General features: G+C 70.4%; 13 protein-coding genes. 1 reads left to right on the top strand and 12 read right to left on the bottom strand.

The features are described 5' to 3' along the window. The 12 genes from alaS to QQZ14_RS07770 all read right to left on the bottom strand — a co-directional run bounded on the left by alaS (window position 1) and on the right by QQZ14_RS07770 (window position 15,400). Window positions 1–2,691 carry an alanine--tRNA ligase gene (alaS, locus tag QQZ14_RS07825; RefSeq protein ID WP_284533685.1) on the bottom strand — a complete coding sequence of 897 codons (2,691 nt, stop codon included), beginning with the start codon at window positions 2,689–2,691 and terminating at the stop codon, window positions 1–3. Next, a complete protein-coding gene (locus QQZ14_RS07820; protein WP_284533684.1) occupies window positions 2,691–2,987 on the bottom strand; it encodes a DUF6167 family protein in 297 nt (98 codons plus the stop codon). The genes alaS and QQZ14_RS07820 overlap by 1 nt, the downstream gene beginning before the upstream one ends. Further along, complete coding sequence (locus tag QQZ14_RS07815; RefSeq protein ID WP_284533683.1) at window positions 2,984–3,511, bottom strand: hypothetical protein; 528 nt, start codon at window positions 3,509–3,511, stop codon at window positions 2,984–2,986. Before QQZ14_RS07815 ends, QQZ14_RS07820 begins: the two co-directional genes overlap by 4 nt. Before the next feature lie 50 nt (window positions 3,512–3,561). Next, window positions 3,562–4,923: a replication-associated recombination protein A gene (locus QQZ14_RS07810; protein WP_284533682.1), complete on the bottom strand. Its 1,362-nt coding sequence runs from the start codon at window positions 4,921–4,923 to the stop codon at window positions 3,562–3,564. Between the two features lie 29 nt (window positions 4,924–4,952). After that, complete coding sequence (locus QQZ14_RS07805) at window positions 4,953–6,230, bottom strand: ABC transporter ATP-binding protein (protein WP_284533681.1); 1,278 nt, start codon at window positions 6,228–6,230, stop codon at window positions 4,953–4,955. Then, window positions 6,227–7,270: an ABC transporter ATP-binding protein gene (locus tag QQZ14_RS07800; RefSeq protein WP_284533680.1), complete on the bottom strand. Its 1,044-nt coding sequence runs from the start codon at window positions 7,268–7,270 to the stop codon at window positions 6,227–6,229. Before QQZ14_RS07800 ends, QQZ14_RS07805 begins: the two co-directional genes overlap by 4 nt. 16 nt (window positions 7,271–7,286) lie before the next feature. Further along, a complete protein-coding gene (locus QQZ14_RS07795) occupies window positions 7,287–8,303 on the bottom strand; it encodes an ABC transporter permease (RefSeq protein WP_284533679.1) in 1,017 nt (338 codons plus the stop codon). A gap of 207 nt (window positions 8,304–8,510) precedes the next feature. Next, on the bottom strand, window positions 8,511–10,268 hold the full coding sequence (locus tag QQZ14_RS07790) for an ABC transporter substrate-binding protein (protein ID WP_284533678.1): 1,758 nt from the start codon (window positions 10,266–10,268) through the stop codon (window positions 8,511–8,513). A gap of 91 nt (window positions 10,269–10,359) precedes the next feature. Then, complete coding sequence (locus QQZ14_RS07785) at window positions 10,360–11,376, bottom strand: ABC transporter permease (RefSeq protein ID WP_284533677.1); 1,017 nt, start codon at window positions 11,374–11,376, stop codon at window positions 10,360–10,362. Window positions 11,377–11,538: 162 nt separating this feature from the next. After that, window positions 11,539–13,311 carry an aspartate--tRNA ligase gene (gene aspS, locus QQZ14_RS07780; protein WP_284533676.1) on the bottom strand — a complete coding sequence of 591 codons (1,773 nt, stop codon included), beginning with the start codon at window positions 13,309–13,311 and terminating at the stop codon, window positions 11,539–11,541. Continuing rightward, window positions 13,308–14,714 carry a histidine--tRNA ligase gene (gene hisS / locus QQZ14_RS07775; protein WP_284533675.1) on the bottom strand — a complete coding sequence of 469 codons (1,407 nt, stop codon included), beginning with the start codon at window positions 14,712–14,714 and terminating at the stop codon, window positions 13,308–13,310. The genes aspS and hisS overlap by 4 nt, the downstream gene beginning before the upstream one ends. 2 nt (window positions 14,715–14,716) lie before the next feature. Continuing rightward, complete coding sequence (locus tag QQZ14_RS07770; RefSeq protein ID WP_284533674.1) at window positions 14,717–15,400, bottom strand: MBL fold metallo-hydrolase; 684 nt, start codon at window positions 15,398–15,400, stop codon at window positions 14,717–14,719. Window positions 15,401–15,547: 147 nt separating this feature from the next. Between QQZ14_RS07770 and QQZ14_RS07765 the strand changes: the two genes are divergently transcribed. Further along, window positions 15,548–16,777 carry a DUF349 domain-containing protein gene (locus QQZ14_RS07765; RefSeq protein ID WP_284533672.1) on the top strand — a complete coding sequence of 410 codons (1,230 nt, stop codon included), beginning with the start codon at window positions 15,548–15,550 and terminating at the stop codon, window positions 16,775–16,777. Window positions 16,778–17,228: the final 451 nt, after the last annotated feature.

Genomic DNA, 17,228 nt, shown 5'->3' with positions numbered 1-17,228 from the left:
TCAGCCGGCCGCCACCCGCCCGACCTCGGTCGTGACCAGCGCGATCGCCTCGTCGATGCGGGAGGCGTCGGTGCCGCCACCCTGCGCCACGTCGTCCTTGCCGCCGCCCTTGCCGCCGACCAGTGGGCCGACCGCGCGCACCAGATCGTTGGCGCTCAGTCCGCGGGCCCGCGCCTCGTCGTTGAGCGCGGCCACGACCGCGACCTTGCCGTCGAGGGCACCGATGACCACGGCGACGCCGGGCTCGCCCTGCGGCAGCCGGCCGCGGACGTCGAGCGCGAGCGTGCGCACGTCGCCGCCGCCCGCCCCGTCCGCGCGGTGCGCGACCAGGTTGACCGGCCCGACCTTCGCGGCACCCGCGGCGAGCTCGCCCGCCGCGGCGAGCAGCTGGGCGACCCGGACCTTCTCGATCTCCTTCTCCGCGGTGCGGAGCTTCTCGACCAGGTCGCTGACCCGCTCGGGCAGCTGCTCGGGCCGGACCTTGAGGGTGTCGGAGAGCTGGGAGACCAGCACGTGCTCGCGCGCCAGGAACCGGTAGGCGTCGCTGCCGACCAGCGCCTCGACGCGGCGTACGCCGGAGCCGATCGACGACTCGCCCAGCAGCTTGATCACGCCGAGCTTGCCGGAGCTGCCGGCGTGGGTGCCGCCGCACAGCTCGCGGGCCCAGTCGCCGACGGACACCACGCGCACCCGGTCGCCGTACTTCTCGCCGAACAGCGCCATCGCGCCGGATCTGACCGCCTCGGCCTGGCTCATCACCTCGGCGTGCACGGCCAGGTCGTCGAGCACGACCTCGTTGACGCGCGCCTCGACGTCCGCCATCACCGACGCCGGCACGGCGCCGACCGCGGAGAAGTCGAAGCGGAACCGGCCCGGCGCGTTCTCCGACCCCGCCTGGGTGGCCGTCTCGCCGAGGGCCTCGCGGAAGGCCTTGTGCACCATGTGGGTCGCGGTGTGCGCACGCGAGATCGCGCGGCGACGCTCGACGTCGACGACGGCGTGCGCGCCCAGCCCGGCGGTCACCTCGCCGGAGAGCACGGTCGCGTGGTGCACGATCAGCCCCGTGACCGGCGACTGCACATCTCGCACCTCGAGCCGGGCGCCGTTGTCGAGCTCGATGATGCCCTGGTCGGCGAGCTGGCCACCGCCCTCGGCGTAGAACGGCGTGCGGTCCAGCACGACCTCGACCTCGTCGCCGGGTCCGGCCGACGCGACCACGCCGCCCGCGGCCACCAGGCCGCGCACCGACGCCTCGTCGGTGATCACGTCGTAGCCGGTGAACTCCACCGGGCGGCCCATCGAGTCCGCGACCTGGCGGTAGGCCGAGGCGTCGCGGTGCTGGCCCTTCTTGGCCTTCGCGTCGTCCTTGGCGCGCTGACGCTGCTCGTTCATCAGGCGCCGGAAGCCGACCTCGTCGACGGCCAGGCCCTGCTCGGCGGCCATCTCGAGGGTGAGGTCGATCGGGAAGCCGTAGGTGTCGTGCAGCGCGAACGCCTTGTCGCCGGAGAGCTGGCTGCCGCCGGCCTGCTTCAACTCGGCGGTGGCCTGGTCGAAGATCGTGGTGCCGGCGCGCAGCGTCTGCCGGAACGCGTGCTCCTCGGCGTACGCGACGGTGGAGATCCGCTCCCAGTCCTGGTGGAGGTTGGTGTAGGTCTCCCCCATCTTGTCGCGGCTGATCGGGAACAGCTCGGGCAGCGCCGGGTCCTCGTAGCCGAGCAGGCGCATCGACCGGACCGCTCGCCGCAGCAGCCGGCGCAGCACGTAGCCGCGGGCCTCGTTGCCGGGGGTCACGCCGTCGCCGATCAGCATCATCGAGCTGCGGATGTGGTCGGCCACGACGCGGAACCGCACGTCGTCCTCGTGGTCGGCGCCGTAGCGGCGACCGCTGAGCTCCTCGGCCTTCTGGATGACCGGGAACATCACGTCGATCTCGTACATGTTGGCCTTGCCCTGGAGCAGGAACGCGACCCGCTCGAGGCCCATGCCGGTGTCAATGTTCTTCTTCGGCAGCGAGCCGGCGATGTCGAAGTCCTCCTTGGACCGGACCTCGCTCAGCTCGTCCTGCATGAACACGAGGTTCCAGATCTCGAGGTAGCGGTCCTCGCCCTTGGGTCCGAAGTCACCGTCGGGGCCGTAGTCGGGGCCGCGGTCGTAGAGGATCTCCGAGCACGGACCGCCCGGTCCGGGCACCCCCATCGACCAGTAGTTCTCCCGCTTGCCGAGCCGGATGATCCGGTCCTCCGGCAGTCCGGTGACCTTGCGCCACAGGGCCACTGCCTCGGGGTCGTCCTCGTAGACGCTCGGGTAGAGCTTGCTCTCCTCCAGCCCCCAGCCGCCGTCGGCGAGCGGCTTGGTGACCAGGTCCCAGGCGAGCTCGATGGCGCCCTCCTTGAAGTAGTCACCGAAGGAGAAGTTGCCGCACATCTCGAAGAACGTGCCGTGCCGGGTGGTCTTGCCGACGTCCTCGATGTCCGGGGTGCGCACGCACTTCTGCACGCTGGTCGCCCGCGGGTAGGGCGGGGTCTCCTGGCCGAGGAAGTACGGCTTGAACGGCACCATGCCGGCGTTGACGAACAGCAGGTTCGGGTCGTCGAGCAGCAGCGACGCGGACGGCACCGGCGTGTGTGCCCCGACGGTCGTGTTGTGCTCGAAGTGCGCAACGAACCGTCGGCGGATCTCCGCGGTGTCCATCAGGTGGTGCCTTCCTCTTCAGTGAGTGCTGCGGGCGGCGCGGTGACGGCCTTGTGCCGTCCCCCCTCGAGCTCGGGCCTCCCATGAGGCACGAGCCCGAGTCTCTCGCGCAACTCCGATTCCTTCTCGACCCGCCCCTGCGCGACCTCGTCGCGGAACATCCGGGCGCCCAGCTCGAGGGCGCCGAGCCGATCCTTGAGGCCGTCGACGGTGAGCGCCTCGGCGGCGCGCCGGCCGCGGACCATGGCGTAGACCCCCGCCCCGGCCCCGGCGACGAACCAGAGCCCGCGCCTCATGCCGCCGTCTCCTTGCGGTCCGGGCGACCGGGGTGGTTCGGGTCGTCGGCGCGCTGGCGCGCCTGCCACTCGCGGCGAGCCTGGCGAGTGTCGGAGCGGCGTTGCTTGCGGGCCCGCTTGACCTCGCGCCTCATCTCGAACCGGATCCGGTTGCGGGTCTCGGGGGCGAGGGCACGGCGTACGCCGTGGGCCAGGGACGCGGCCTTGACCACGGTCTCGCGGAGCACCAGGTCGGCGAACAGCGCACGCTCGAGGTGCGCCGGCTCGGTCGCGTCCGGGTCGTCCTCACCGAGGTGGGTGATGACGTACTCCTGGGGCTCCGCGGCGTCGGCGGGCGTCCGCGGGTCCGGGCGCGACAGCCGCCGCTCCAGTGCCTCGAGCTCGGCCCGGAGCGCGGCGGTCTCCGCGCGGGCCGCGGTGACGGCCCGGTCGGTGCGGGACCGGGCGCGCAGCAGGGCGACGCCGAGCCCGAGCGCCAGCAGCGCGAGGGCCCCGGCGCCGACGGGCACGATCCAGTCCTGCATGGTGTCCGACCCTATCGCGGTGGTTTCGAGACAGGCGCAGAGCGCCTTCCTCAACCACCGCTCCCACGGATCAAACGGCGTACTCGCTCCCAGCGCTCCTTGATCGCCGCCTCCGCGCCCAGGGTCGTGGGCCGGTAGTACTCGGCGTCGGCCACCACGTCGGGGGCGTACTGCTGCTCGGCGATGCCGAACGGCTCGTCGTGGCTGTACTTGTAGCGGGCGCCGTGGCCGAGCTTCTTGGCCCCGGAGTAGTGCGCGTCGCGCAGGTGGGGCGGGACCGGGCCGATCTTGCCTGCCTTGACGTCGGCGGTGGCGGCGCCGATCGCGAGCGTGACCGCGTTGGACTTGGGGGCCACCGCCAGCGCGATCGTGGCGTGGGCGAGGTTGAGGCCCGCCTCCGGCATGCCGATCAGCTGGACGGCCTGGGCCGCGGCGACCGCCGTGGTCAGCGCGGTCGGGTCGGCGAGGCCGACGTCCTCGCTGGCGAGTATGACCAGCCGCCGGGCGATGAAGCGTGGGTCCTCGCCCGCCTCGATCATCCGGGCCAGGTAGTGGAGCGCGGCGTCGGCGTCGGAGCCCCGGACCGACTTGATGAACGCGCTGGTCACGTCGTAGTGCTGGTCGCCCTGGCGGTCGTAGCGGACCGCGGCCTGGTCGACCGCGGTCTCGGCGGTCGCCAGGTCGACGGTGTCGCTCCCCTGGGACGTCGCGGCGCCGGCCGCTGCCTCGAGGTAGGTCAGCGACCGCCGGGCGTCCCCGCCCGCCAGGCGGACCAGGTGCTCCAGAGCCTCGTCCTCGACCGTGACCCGGCCGCCCAGGCCCCGCTCGTCGGCCAGCGCCTGCGCGAGCACCGCCCGGATGTCGTCGTCGGTCAGCGACTGCAGCCGCAGCAGCAGGCTGCGCGACAGCAGCGGCGAGATCACGCTGAAGAACGGGTTCTCCGTGGTGGCCGCGATCAGCGTCACCCAGCGGTTCTCCACCCCCGGCAGCAGCGCATCCTGCTGGGCCTTGCTGAACCGGTGCACCTCGTCGACGAACAGCACGGTCTCGCGGCCGCTGCCGACCAGCTCGGCGCGGGCCGCGTCGATCGCCGCCCGCACCTCCTTGACCCCGGCCGAGACCGCGGAGACCTCCACGAACCGGCGGTCGGTCTGCTGGCTCACGATCGCCGCGATCGTGGTCTTGCCGGTCCCCGGCGGGCCCCACAGCAGCAGCGACATCGGCTGGTCGCCCTCGACCAGCCGACGCAGCGGCGACCCGGGCGCACGCAGCTGTGCCTGTCCGACCAGCTCGTCGAGCGTGCGCGGGCGCATCCGCACCGCGAGCGGCGCCGACGCGTGCGTGTTACCGGTGAGCGACCCACCGCTGGCGCGCGAGCCTGATCCGGGCGCGTCGAACAGTCCCTCGTCCACCGGGTCAGGCTAGTGCGGGCAGCCTGATGTCAGGCCCCCGCCATCGTCTTGCGCTGGAGGTCGAACCACGTGTCGGCGTAGCCCGGGTCGTTGCCGACCTCGATGCTCGGGCTGGCGCCCGGGTCGGGCGTGCCGGTGTCGTCGACGCCGAGCAGGGAGGCCGTGACCGGCCGCTCGGGGTGGTGCCCCAGCTCGCCGGCGAAGTGGCAGGCGACCTTGTGACGCTTCCCGATCTGGAGCAGCGGCGGCTCGACGCGGGCGCAGATCTCCTGCGCCAGCGAGCACCGGGTGCGGAACCGGCAGCCGGACGGCGGGTTGATCGGGCTGGGCACGTCGCCCTCGAGCCGGATCCGCTCCCGGCGGCCACCGACCGCCGCCTGCCGCACGTCGGGCACCGCGGACAGCAGCGCCTGGGTGTACGGGTGGTTCGGGCGGTCATAGAGCGAGTCACGGTCGGCGATCTCGACGATCTTGCCGAGATACATCACCGCCACCTCGGGGCAGAAGTGCCGGACCACCGCGAGGTCGTGGGCGATGAACAGGAACGCGATGTCGAACTCGCGCTGGACCTCCTGCAGCAGGTTGATGACCTGTGCCTGGATCGAGACGTCGAGCGCGGAGACCGGCTCGTCGGCCACGAGGAGCTTGGGCTGCAGCGTGAGCGCCCGGGCGATGCCGATGCGCTGACGCTGGCCGCCGGAGAACTCGTGCGGGTAGCGGTTGTAGTGCTCGGGGTTGAGCCCGACGATCTCGAGCAGCTCCTGCACCCGCGGGAGGACCTTGTCCTTCGGCAGGATGCCGTGGATCAGCAGCGGGGCGCCCACGATCGCGCCGACCGTGTGCCGCGGGTTGAGCGAGGTGTAGGGGTCCTGGAAGATCATCTGGATCTCCCGCCGCAATGGCTTGAGACCGCGCGACGAGGTCTTCGAGATGTCCCGGCCGTCGAACTCGATCGACCCACCCGTCGGCTCGTAGAGCCGCGTGATCAGCCGACCGGTGGTGGACTTGCCACAGCCTGACTCCCCCACCAGGCCGAGCGATCCGCCCTTCGGCACCTGGAAGGACACCCCGTCGACGGCCTGCACGTTGCCGACAGTGCGCCGGATGATGCCGGCCGACCGGACCGGGAAGTACATGCGCAAGTCGCGCACCTCGAGGATCGGCTCGGCGTCGAAGTGGGCCTGTGCCGCGGAGTGCGGCCGCTCGGTCTCCACGAACTGGCTGGCCGCGCCCAACCGCTCGCCGCCCCGACTGGTCGGGTCGTCACCTGGCATGCCACCCACCATCGGCAGCTGCTGGTCGCTCATCGTTCCTCCACCAGGTCCGGCGCGATCTCCGGCAGGACCTCTCGTTCGTACACGACGTCGGGATTCGCGAGGTGGCACCTCTTGAGGTGACCATCTCCCCGCGTCCCCGGCGTCAGCTCGGGGCTCACAGTCCAGCACAAGTCGCCCGGCACCTTGTCACGGTGGGTGCACCGCGGGTGGAAGTGGCAGCCACTGGGCGGGTTCAGCAGGCTTGGCGGGTTGCCGGGGATCGGCAGGAGCTTGGCCTCGGGATCGGCGCCGACCTCGGGGATGCTGGAGAGCAGCCCCCAGGTGTACGGCATCTCCGGGTGCGTGAGGATCTCCTTGGTCGAGCCGTACTCGACACAGCGGCCGCCGTACATCACCAGGACGTCGTGCGCCATCTCGGCCACCACCCCGAGGTCGTGGGTGATGATCATGACCGCGGCGTCGAAGTCGCGCTGCAGGTCCTGGAGCAGGTCGAGGATCTGGGCCTGGACGGTGACGTCGAGCGCGGTCGTCGGCTCGTCGGCGATCAGCAGGCTGGGGTTGTTGATCAGCGCCATCGCGATCATCGCGCGCTGCCGCATCCCGCCGGAGAACTGGTGCGGGTAGTCGTCGACGCGGCGATCCGGCTGCGGGATGCCGACGCGGTCGAGCATCTCGATGGCACGGGCCCGCGCGGCCTTCTTGCTGACGTCATGGTGGACGCGGTAGGCCTCGGCGATCTGGTTGCCGACGCGGTAGTAGGGGTGCATGGCCGACAGCGGGTCCTGGAAGATCATCGCGACGTCACGACCACGCCGGCGGCGCATGTCCTCGTCGCTGATCTTCAGCAGGTCGACGCCGTCGAGCAGGATCTCACCACTGACGATCGCGTTGGTGCGGCGGTGGAGACCGAGGATGGCAGAGGTCGACACCGACTTGCCGGAGCCGGACTCGCCGACGATGCCGAGGGTCTTGCCCCGCTCGAGGTCGAAGGAGAGGCCGTCGGTGGCCTTGACGACGCCGTCGATCGTCGGGAAGTGGACCCGGAGGTCCCGGACGGACAGAAAGCTCACGGTTGGTTGTTTCCCCTCAGGCGACGCGGACGCGCGGGTCGATGACGGCGTACAGAACGTCGACGATGATGTTGGCCACGATCACGAATGCTCCGAGCAGGACCACGAGTCCGATCAGGGTCGGCAGGTCGTAGGAGACGTTCGCATCGACTACGAGCTTGCCGAGGCCGTTGAAGTTGAACACCGACTCGGTGATGATCGCGCCGCCCATCAGGCCGGCGAAGTCGAGTCCGGCCATGGTGACCAGCGGGGTCAGTGCGGCGCGCATCGTGTGCTTGAACAGCACCGGGCCGCGCTTGAGGCCCTTCGCACGGGCGGTGCGGATGTAGTCCTCGGTCATCGACTCGAGCACGAACGCACGGGTCATCCGGACGTAGCCGGCCATGAAGAAGAGCGCGAGCGTCAGGGACGGGAGGAACAGGTTGCTCAGCCAACCGCCGATGCCGCCCTCGGCGATCGTCGTGTAGCTCGGCACGTCGACCAGGCCCCACTTGATCGCGATGAACTTGAGTAGGAACAGGCCGATGAAGAAGGTCGGGAAGGCGTAGAAGACCAAGGAGAGCGCGACGATCCCACGGTCGATCACGGTCCCCTTGGTGACCGCGGCGATCACCCCGAAGAGGACGCCGCCGATGATCCACATCAGGAAGGCGAGCACGGCCAGCGAGAGGGAGACCGGGAAGGCCTCCTTGATCTCGGAGGCGACGGTGACCTGGTTGACGCGGGAGTAGCCGAGACACGGAGCGGCGCAGTCGGAGATCAGCTCCGGCGCCTTCTCGCGCAGCGTCTTGTCCTCGGGGTACTCGCGCCCGACGACCACGCCCTGCAGGAAGTCGACCCACTGGGTGAGGGCCGGCTTGTCGTAGCCGAGGGCCTTCTCGGTCTGCTTGATCTGGGCGATGCTGCAGTTCTTGCCGCACGCGACCCGCGCGGGGTCTTGGGGCATCAGGAAGAACAGCATGAACGTCACCAGGCTCATCACGATCAGCAGGATCACGCCGATGAAGAGCCGGCGAACGACGTACGCGAACATCGGGAGGGACCACCTCGGGTCGTGTCAGTGGGTGCGGCTGGTGCTTGGACCAAGCATGCACCCTGGACGGAGGTGAGGGTGAGGGCCCCTCGACGAGGCCCTCACCCCCGGGCGTGGGGGGGGGGGGGGGGGGGGGNCCCCCCCCCCCCCCCCCCCCCCGACTCAGGTGCTACTGAGTGTTGCTGGGTGTTCCGGTGACGGAGTCCGTCACTGCTCCACGCCGATGGGGCCCAGGTCCGGGTACATCGACGAGGCGGGGGTGTTCATGTAGCCGGTCACCTTCGAGCCGTGGAGGAAGTAGAACTGCGCGATCTCCAGCGGGATGTAGGCGACGTCCTTGCCGAGGACCTCGTCGGCCTTCTGCAGGGCGGCGGTCTGCGCGTCCACGTCGGCCGCGTTGGCGGCCTCGTCGACGAGCTTGTTGAACTCGTCGCTCTTGTAGGCGCCGTAGTCCTGGCCGTCGCTGTTGGCGGTCAGGTTGGGACGGCTGTCGAAGAGCGGCGGGGTCACCGTGATGGCCGACGGCCAGTCAGAGCCCCAGCCGGCCCACATGACGTCGCTGTCCTTGTCGGGCTGCTGCACGACGTCGTAGTAGGTGTCGCCCAGCGGGTCGAGCGTCACGTCGAAGCCGGCCTTGTTCCAGGTCTCCCGGAGCGCTGCGGCCTGCTTGTCGGCGGTGTCCGACTGCGGGTAGGTGAACTTGATCGGGTACGGCGTCTGAACACCGGCGTCGTCCAGGATCTTCTTGGCAGCGTCGGGGTCACCGGCCTGCGGGCCGGAGAACGCCGGGTTGTCCTGGTAGCCGATCACGGCCGGGTTGACGATCGACTCGGCGGGGGCGTATGCCTTCTCGCCACCACCGGCGTTGATCCAGCCCTCGGCGTCCGTGGCGACCTTCAGGGCCTCGCGGACCGCGGGGTCCGTCAGGCGGCGGAAGTTCGGCACCAGGTAGTCGACGTACGGCGACGGGACGAGCACCGAGCGGTTCTCGATGTCGCCGACGATCTGCGAGTAGTAGGCCGGGGGCACGCGCTGGCTGGTCACCGCGTACTGCGCGTCACCGGAGTCCTGGATCAGCTGGTCGTAGATCGTCTCGGTGGTCTGACCCACGTTGAAGACGATCTCCTCGGGGAGCGCCATCCGGATGTCGGTGGAGTCCGTCGTCTCGTCGTAGTTGTCGTTGCGGACGAACGTCGCACCCTTGTTCTTGTTCCACATGCTGCCCTCGATGCGGTAGGGACCGTTCGAGAACATCTGGTAGTTGGACTTGGCGCCCTGGTCCTTGTCCTTGCGGTACGGGTCCATCATCGACAGGCTCGCGACGGCCAGCGGGAAGTCCGGCCACGGCTTGTTGAACTTGTAGGTGATGGTGTTGCCGTCGCAGGTGATCGCCTTGTCGAAGGCGGCCTGACCCTCAGGGCTGGAGTTGTAGGGCCCGGTGTAGATCGGCAGGCCCGTCGACTTGTCCGTGGGGACGTCGAGGTAGCTCAGGAGGTAGTTCGGGCCACCGGTGATGACGTCGGTCGCGAACACGCGGGACGCGCCGTACTTGAAGTCATCACACGTGATCGGCTGGCCGTCCTCCCACTTGACGCCGTCCTTGATCGTGAACGACCACTCCGTGGCGTCGTCGTTCTTGGTGCCGACGTCCGTCGCGAGGTCCGGGACCGGGGTGTTGGCGACGTCCGCGTCCTCGGAGATCGGGAAGGCCACCAGGCTGCGGTAGATCGTCCGGCGGAAGTTCGTCAGCTCCACACCCACGTAGGTGCGCTGCGGGTCGACGTGCTCGTACGGCGCGTAGATGTAGTAGTAGAGCGTGCCACCCTTCGCGCCCTCGGCGCCCGCGTCACCGGTCGGGCTGTTGTCGGGGCTCTTGTCGTCCGAGCCGCCACCGCACGCGGCCAGTCCGGCCGCCAGCGCGATCGCAGCGGTGGCTGCGAGCAACCGCTTTCGATACTTGACCATTACTTCTCCTTGAGTGTGTGTCGCGCCTGGAGCGGCGGCACATTCGACGGCTTTCTGCCGCCGAAGCGTGGGTGGGTGCCCGGGCAGGGCGTCAACGCGCCGCCTTGGGGTCGAGCGCGTCGCGGATGCCGTCACCGAGCAGGTTGAAGCTCACGACGATGACCATGATCAGGAACGCGGGCGTGAAGAAGAACATGAAGTCGCCGATGGAGTAGTTGATCGAGCTGCGCAGGATGTTGCCGAGCGTCGGTGTCGGCGGAATGATGCCGACCCCGAGGAAGCTCAGCGCCGCCTCTGCGGAGATGTACGCCGGCATGGTCAGCGTGAACGTGACCAGCAGCGGTGCCCACAGGTTCGGCAGGATCTCCTTGAAGTAGATCCGTCGCCGAGACGCACCGATCAGCACCGCGGCGTCGACGAACTCGCGCTCGCGCACCGACAGCACCTGCCCGCGGATGATACGAGCGATGCCGGGCCAGCCGAACAGGCCGAGCACGATCACCACGTAGGCGCCGTTGGGGAGGTTGTCGGACTCTCCGCCCGGCATGAACTTGGCCACCGTGGCGACGCCCATGCTCGAGAGCGCCAGCAGCATCAGCGTCTGGGGGAACGACAGCGTCAGGTCGATTGCGCGGCCGATGATGGAGTCGACCCAGCCACCGGTGAAGCCGGAGATGATGCCGAGCACGGTCCCGATGACGATCGCGATGATCGTCGCCGAGATGGCGATCGTCAGCGAGAACGTCACGCCGTACAGAAGTCGGGACAGCACGTCACGGCCGGTGCCCGGTTCGACGCCGAACGGGTGATCCCAGCTTGCGCCGCCGTAGCTGCCGATGGGGAGACCGCCCGTGGACGGGTCGACGAGCTCCTTGTTGAAGCCGGTCGGGTCGAGCACGCCGAACTTCACGAGGAACGGCGCCGAGATGCCGATCAGGACGTACACAGCGACGACCGTGAACGAGATCATCGAGAGCTTGTCGCGACGGAACCGGTCCATCGCGAGCTTCGTCGGGGACTTGCCGGCGATCTTCGCGATGTCGCTCTCGGGCGCGCCGGTCGGGTCCGGCAGGTGTTCGCTCTCCAGGTTGGAGGCCTGAACAGTCATGTCACCTCTGTCTTGTCGGGTGTGCTGCGCGTCGGTTCGAGAGCCCGGATCACGGGCGCCGGAGGGCCGGCGACGGGTCGGACTCTATGTGACGCCAGCGCATCAAAGGGTCTACTGCGTGTAACGATCTGGTCTCGACGGGTTGGCCTGCCGTCCTTCTGATCAAGCCTCCGCCGGGATGGCTTTCGGCGGCGAGGCGTCTACGCCCGCCTCCTTCCGCTGCTCAGGCGTGATCGGCGCAGGAGCTGCGGTGAGGGGGTCGAAACCGCCACCGGACTTGGGGAACGCGATCACGTCGCGGATCGACTCGGTGCCGGCCAACAGCGCCACGATCCGGTCCCAGCCGAACGCGATGCCGCCGTGCGGAGGCGCTCCGTACTTGAACGCGTCGAGCAGGAACCCGAACTTCTCCTGGGCCTCGTCCTCGCCGATGCCCATGATCGCGAAGACCCGCCGCTGGACGTCCTCGCGGTGGATACGGATCGACCCGCCGCCGATCTCGTTGCCGTTGCAGACGATGTCGTAGGCCCACGCGAGGGCGCTGCCCGGGTCGGTGTCGAAGGTATCGAGGTCCTGCGGAGAGGTGAACGCGTGGTGCACCGCCGTCCACGCGCTGTAGCCCAGCGCCACGTCGCCGGAGGCGGTGGCGTCGGCGGTCGGCTCGAACAGAGGCGCGTCCACGACCCACAGGAAGCTCCAGGCGTCCTCGTCGATCAGGCCGCAGCGGCGGCCGATCTCCAGGCGGGCGGCTCCCAGCAGCGCACGGCTCGGCTTGACCGCTCCCGCTGCGAAGAAGATGCAGTCGCCCGGCTCTGCGCCCACGTGTGCGGCCAGGCCGGCCTTCTCGTCGTCGGTGATGTTCTTCGCCACCGGGCCGCCGAGCTCGCCGTCCTCGCCCACGAGGACGTAGGCCAGGCCTCGGGCGCCGCGCTGCTTGGCCCACTCCTGCCAGGCGTCCAGCTGCTTGCGCGGCTGGCTCGCTCCCCCGGGCATCACCACCGCGCCGACGTACGGCGCCTGGAAGACCCGGAACGTGGTGTTCGCGAAGTACTCGGTGCACTCGACGAGCTCCTGGCCCATCCGCAGGTCGGGCTTGTCGGTGCCGTAGCGCGCCATCGACTCGGCGTAGGTCATCCGCGGCAGCGGGACCGGCACGTCGTGGCCGATCAACTTCCACAGCGCGACCAGGATCTCCTCGGCCACCGCCAGGACGTCGTCCTGTTCGACGAAGCTCATCTCGATGTCCAGTTGGGTGAACTCGGGCTGCCGGTCGGCGCGGAAGTCCTCGTCGCGGTAGCACCGCGCGATCTGGAAGTAGCGCTCCATGCCGGCCACCATCAGCAGCTGCTTGAACAGCTGGGGGCTCTGCGGCAGGGCGTACCAGCTGCCGGGCTGGAGCCGTGCCGGCACCAGGAAGTCGCGGGCGCCCTCGGGCGTCGAGCGCGTCAGCGTCGGCGTCTCGATCTCGACGAAGCCGTGGCCGTCGAGCACGTCGCGGGCGGCCTTGTTGACCTTGCTGCGCAGGCGCAGCGCGTGGTTGGGGCCCGGGCGCCGCAGGTCGAGGTAACGGTGCTTGAGCCGGGCCTCCTCGCCGACCTCCACGTGCTCGTCGATCGGGAACGGCAGCGGAGCGGCGGCGCTGAGCACCTCGAGACCGCTGGTGATCACCTCGATCTCACCGGTCGGGAGGTTGGGGTTGGCGTTGCCCTCGGGCCGCAGCGCGACCTCGCCGGTCACCTTGATGCAGTACTCGCTGCGCAGGGCGTGGGCGACGGCCTCGTCGCGGACGACGACCTGGACCACGCCGCTGGCCTCGCGCAGGTCGAGGAACGCGACGCCCCCGTGGTCGCGGCGCCGGGCGACCCACCCGGCGAGGGTGACGGTCTGGCCGACGTGTTCGGCGCGCAGGGCGCCGGCGTCGTGGGTGCGGATCACTTGGTTTGCTCCGTCTCGTTGGTCGAGCTGTCGTTGGTCGAGCTGACGTCGGTGGTCGAGGTTGCCGAGACCACCTGGGGCGTGAGGTCCTCGGTCGGTGGGGCCCAGGTCGCCGGATCCGCGCTGGCCTGCTCCCCCGAACGGATGTCCTTGACCTCGTGCCCACCCTCGGCGTGCGGGAACCACACGTACGGGATGCCCCGGCGCTCGGCGTACCGGATCTGCTTGCCGAACTTCTGGGCGCTGGCCGCGACCTCGCAGGCGATGCCGCGGGAGCGGAGCGCGTCGGCGACCGCCGTGCTGGCGGCACGCGTGTCCTCGTCGACGACGGCCACGAGCACGGCACTGGGGACCGGGCGGCTGCCGGCGAGGACGCCGTCGGCGAGTAGCGGGATCAACGTGCGCGAGACGCCGAAGGAGACCCCGACACCGGGGTAGGTCGCGCGCCCGTCGGAGGCGAGCGCGTCGTAGCGACCGCCGCCCCCCACGGACTTCAGCCGCTCGTAGCCCGCCATGAAGATCTCGACGACGGTGCCCGTGTAGTAGTCCAGGCCGCGGGCGATCCGCAGGTTGGCCTCGACACTGACGTGCCGGTGGGTGCCGGCGCCGCAGCCCTCGACGACGGCGGCGAGCTCGGCGAGGCCCTCCTCGAGCAGGTCGTCCTGCACCCCGAGCGCGCGGACGCGCTCCACGAAGGACGAGTCGGGCACCCGGATGCTCGCGAGCTCGAGACACCGCTGCGCCTGCTCCGAGGTGGCACCCGCCTCGCTGACGAGCAGCCCGGCGACCGCCTCGGCCGGCAGCTTGTCGAGCTTGTCGATCGAGCGGATCGCGGCCGTCACGTCGGGCACACCGAGGCCGCGGTAGAAGCCCTGGATGAGCTTGCGGTTGTTGAACTGGAAGCTCACCGGCGGGATCGGCAGCGCGTCGAGCGCGTCGACCATCACGCGCATCACCTCGACGTCGTGGTGGAACGGCAGCACGTCCTTGCCGACGATGTCGACGTCGGCCTGGGTGAACTGTCGGTACCGGCCCTCCTGCGGGCGCTCGCCGCGCCACGCCGGCTGGATCTGGAAGCGCCGGAACGGGAACTCCAGGTGGCCGGCGTGCTCGAGCACGTAGCGCGCGAACGGCACCGTCAGGTCGAAGTGCAGGCCCAGCACCCGGTCTCCCGCAGCGTCGCCCTCCTCGTCGCCGGCCTGCAGGCGGCGCAGGACGTAGATCTCCTTGTCGATCTCGCCGCCCTTGGCGAGCCGGTCGAGCGGCTCGACGACGCGGGTCTCGATGTTGGCGAACCCGTGCAGCTCGAAGGTGCGTGAGAGCGACGCGATGACCTCACGCTCGACGACGCGCGCCTCGGGCAGCAGTTCGGGGAACCCGCTCAGCGGGGTGGGCTTGGCCATGCTCAGAGGTCCTGTCCCAGGTCCTGGAGGAAGGGGTTGGTGGCGCGCTCGCGGCCGATGGAGGTCTGCTCGCCGTGGCCCGGGAGCACGACCACGTCGTCGGGCAGCGTCAGCACCTTGTCGGCGAGGCTGCGCAGCATCGCCGCGTGGTCGCCACCGGGCAGGTCGGTCCGGCCGATCGATCCCGCGAAGAGCAGGTCGCCGGAGAACATCACCTGGCTCACGTCCTGCTGGTCGTACGGCGAGCGGAACGTGACCGAGCCGCGGGTGTGGCCCGGGGTGTGGTCGACCGTGAGCCGCAGACCGGCGAGCTCGAGCACCTGTCCGTCGGAGAGCTCGCGGACGTCGTCGGGCTCGGCGAACTCGTAGCCGCCGCCGAGCAGCATCTGCACGGTGTCGGGCGACATGGCGGCGGTCGGGTCGGAGAGCAGCCGCCGATCCTGGGGGTGGATCCACGCGGTGGCGTCGTACGTCCCGGCGACCGGCGCGACCGACCACATGTGGTCGACGTGGCCGTGCGTCACGAGCACCGCCACGGGCTTGAGCCGGTGCTCGCGGACCACCTGTGCCACGCCGTCGGCGGCGTCCTTGCCGGGGTCGACGACCACGCACTCGCTGCCGGGTCCGGTGGCGGCCACGTAGCAGTTCGTACCCCACGGGCCTGCGGGGAATCCGGCGATCAGCACCCCGGAAGACTATCGAGCGCCCGAGGGCGCCGCCGCACCGGTGGGCGGCGGGCTCGGGCGAGCGCCGGCGGTTCATGACTAGCATGGGCACCTGCGTTCCGCGCCGGCGGACGCCCAGCGCACATCGAGGGAACCAGGGATTTCGTGGTGACTAGCCAGCAGTGGGGACGAGTCGACGAGGACGGCACCGTCTACGTGAAGACCCCGGACGGGGAACGCGCGGTCGGGCAGTACCCCGAAGGGACCCCTGACGAGGCGCTGAAGTTCTTCACCGAGCGCTACGCCGCGCTCGCCTTCGAGGTGGAGCTGCTCGAGAAGCGGATCCAGTCCGGGGTCATGGCTCCGGAGGAGGCGGCCGCCTCCGTGCGCACCGTGCAGACCCAGGTGGCCGAGGCCAACGCCGTCGGCGACCTCGCGGCGCTCACCGCGCGGCTCGAGGCCCTCGGCCCCGTCCTGGACCAGCAGCGCGAGGCCCGCAAGGCCGAGCGCGCCCAGCGCTCGGCCGAGTCGCGTGCGAGCAAGGAGCGCATCGTCGCCGAGGCCGAGAAGCTCGCCGAGGGCAGCGACTGGCGCAACGGCGCCAACCGGCTGCGCGAGCTGCTCGACGAGTGGAAGGCGCTCCCCCGCATCGACCGGTCCTCCGACGACGCACTGTGGCGCCGCTTCTCCACCGCCCGCACCGCGTACACCCGGCGCCGCAAGGCGCACTTCGCCGAGCAGCACGAGAAGCGCGACGCGGCTCGGGCCGTCAAGGAGCGACTGGCGGCCGAGGCCGAGGAGCTCGCCACGTCGACCGAGTGGGGCCCGACCGCGGGCCGCTACCGCGACCTGATGCGGCAGTGGAAGGCCGCCGGTCCGGCTCCGCGCGACGTCGACGACGCTCTCTGGAAGCGCTTCCGCGGCGCCCAGGACCAGTTCTTCGGCGCCCGCGACGCGGCCGCCGCCGAGCAGGACCAGGAGTTCGCGGCCAACGCCGAGGTCAAGGAGCGGCTGCTCGTCGAGGCCGAGGCGCTGCTGCCCGTCACCGACATCGAGGCCGCCAAGCGGGCGTTCCGCGACATCGCCGAGCGGTGGGACGCCGCCGGCAAGGTCCCGAGGGAGCGGATGAAGGAGCTCGAGGGCCGGATCCGCAAGGTCGAGCAGGAGATCCGGGGCGTCGAGGAGGAGCAGTGGCGCCGCTCGGACCCCGAGAAGTCCGCCCGCGCCGACGACATGGTCTCCAAGCTCGAGGCCGCCATCGCCAAGGTCGAGGCCGACCTCGAGAAGGCGAGGTCCGCGGGCAATGAGAAGAAGGTCAGGGAGCTCGAGGAGAACCTCGCCTCACGGCAGCTGTTCCTCGAGACCGCCAAGCGGGCCAGCGCCGACTACTCCGGCTGAGGACCACCAACACCTGCGTGGGCACTCCGTAGCGCTACGCGTGCGGCCGCAAGGCGCCGACGCGAAGGCGACCTTCGAGCGAAGCGGGTCGTCGAGCCCCGGCAGCCCACGGACGTCCCCTGGGCACTCCGTAGCGCTACGCGTGCGGCCGCAAGGCGCCGACGCGAAGGCGACCTTCGAGCGAAGCGGGTCGTCGAGCCCCGGCAGCCCACGGACGTCCCCTGGGCACTCCGTAGCGCTACGCGTGCGGCCGCAAGGCGCCGACGCGAAGGCGACCTTCGAGCGAAGCGGGTCGTCGAGCGCCGGCAGCCCACGGACGTCCCCTGGGCACTCCGTAGCGCTACGCGTGCGGCCGCAAGGCGCCGACGCGAAGGCGACCTTCGAGCGAAGCGGGTCGTCGAGCCCCGGCAGCCCACGGACGTCCCCTGGGCACTCCGTAGCGCTACGCGTG

The organism is Nocardioides sp. T2.26MG-1 (assembly GCF_950101795.1).
Classification (GTDB): Bacteria; Actinomycetota; Actinomycetes; order Propionibacteriales; family Nocardioidaceae; genus Nocardioides.
Note: the sequence above shows the minus strand (reverse complement) of the source record. Positions and strands in the feature narration are given on the sequence as shown.

Bases quoted from the DNA above. Each gene is read 5' to 3' on its own strand.
- alaS (WP_284533685.1), bottom strand. From the start codon at position 2,691: ATGGACACCGCGGAGATCCGCCGACGGTTCGTTGCGCACTTCGAGCAC.
- QQZ14_RS07820 (WP_284533684.1), bottom strand. From the start codon at position 2,987: ATGAGGCGCGGGCTCTGGTTCGTCGCCGGGGCCGGGGCGGGGGTCTAC.
- QQZ14_RS07815 (WP_284533683.1), bottom strand. From the start codon at position 3,511: ATGCAGGACTGGATCGTGCCCGTCGGCGCCGGGGCCCTCGCGCTGCTG.
- QQZ14_RS07805 (WP_284533681.1), bottom strand. From the start codon at position 6,230: ATGAGCGACCAGCAGCTGCCGATGGTGGGTGGCATGCCAGGTGACGAC.
- QQZ14_RS07795 (WP_284533679.1), bottom strand. From the start codon at position 8,303: ATGTTCGCGTACGTCGTTCGCCGGCTCTTCATCGGCGTGATCCTGCTG.
- QQZ14_RS07790 (WP_284533678.1), bottom strand. From the start codon at position 10,268: ATGGTCAAGTATCGAAAGCGGTTGCTCGCAGCCACCGCTGCGATCGCG.
- QQZ14_RS07785 (WP_284533677.1), bottom strand. From the start codon at position 11,376: ATGACTGTTCAGGCCTCCAACCTGGAGAGCGAACACCTGCCGGACCCG.
- hisS (WP_284533675.1), bottom strand. From the start codon at position 14,714: ATGGCCAAGCCCACCCCGCTGAGCGGGTTCCCCGAACTGCTGCCCGAG.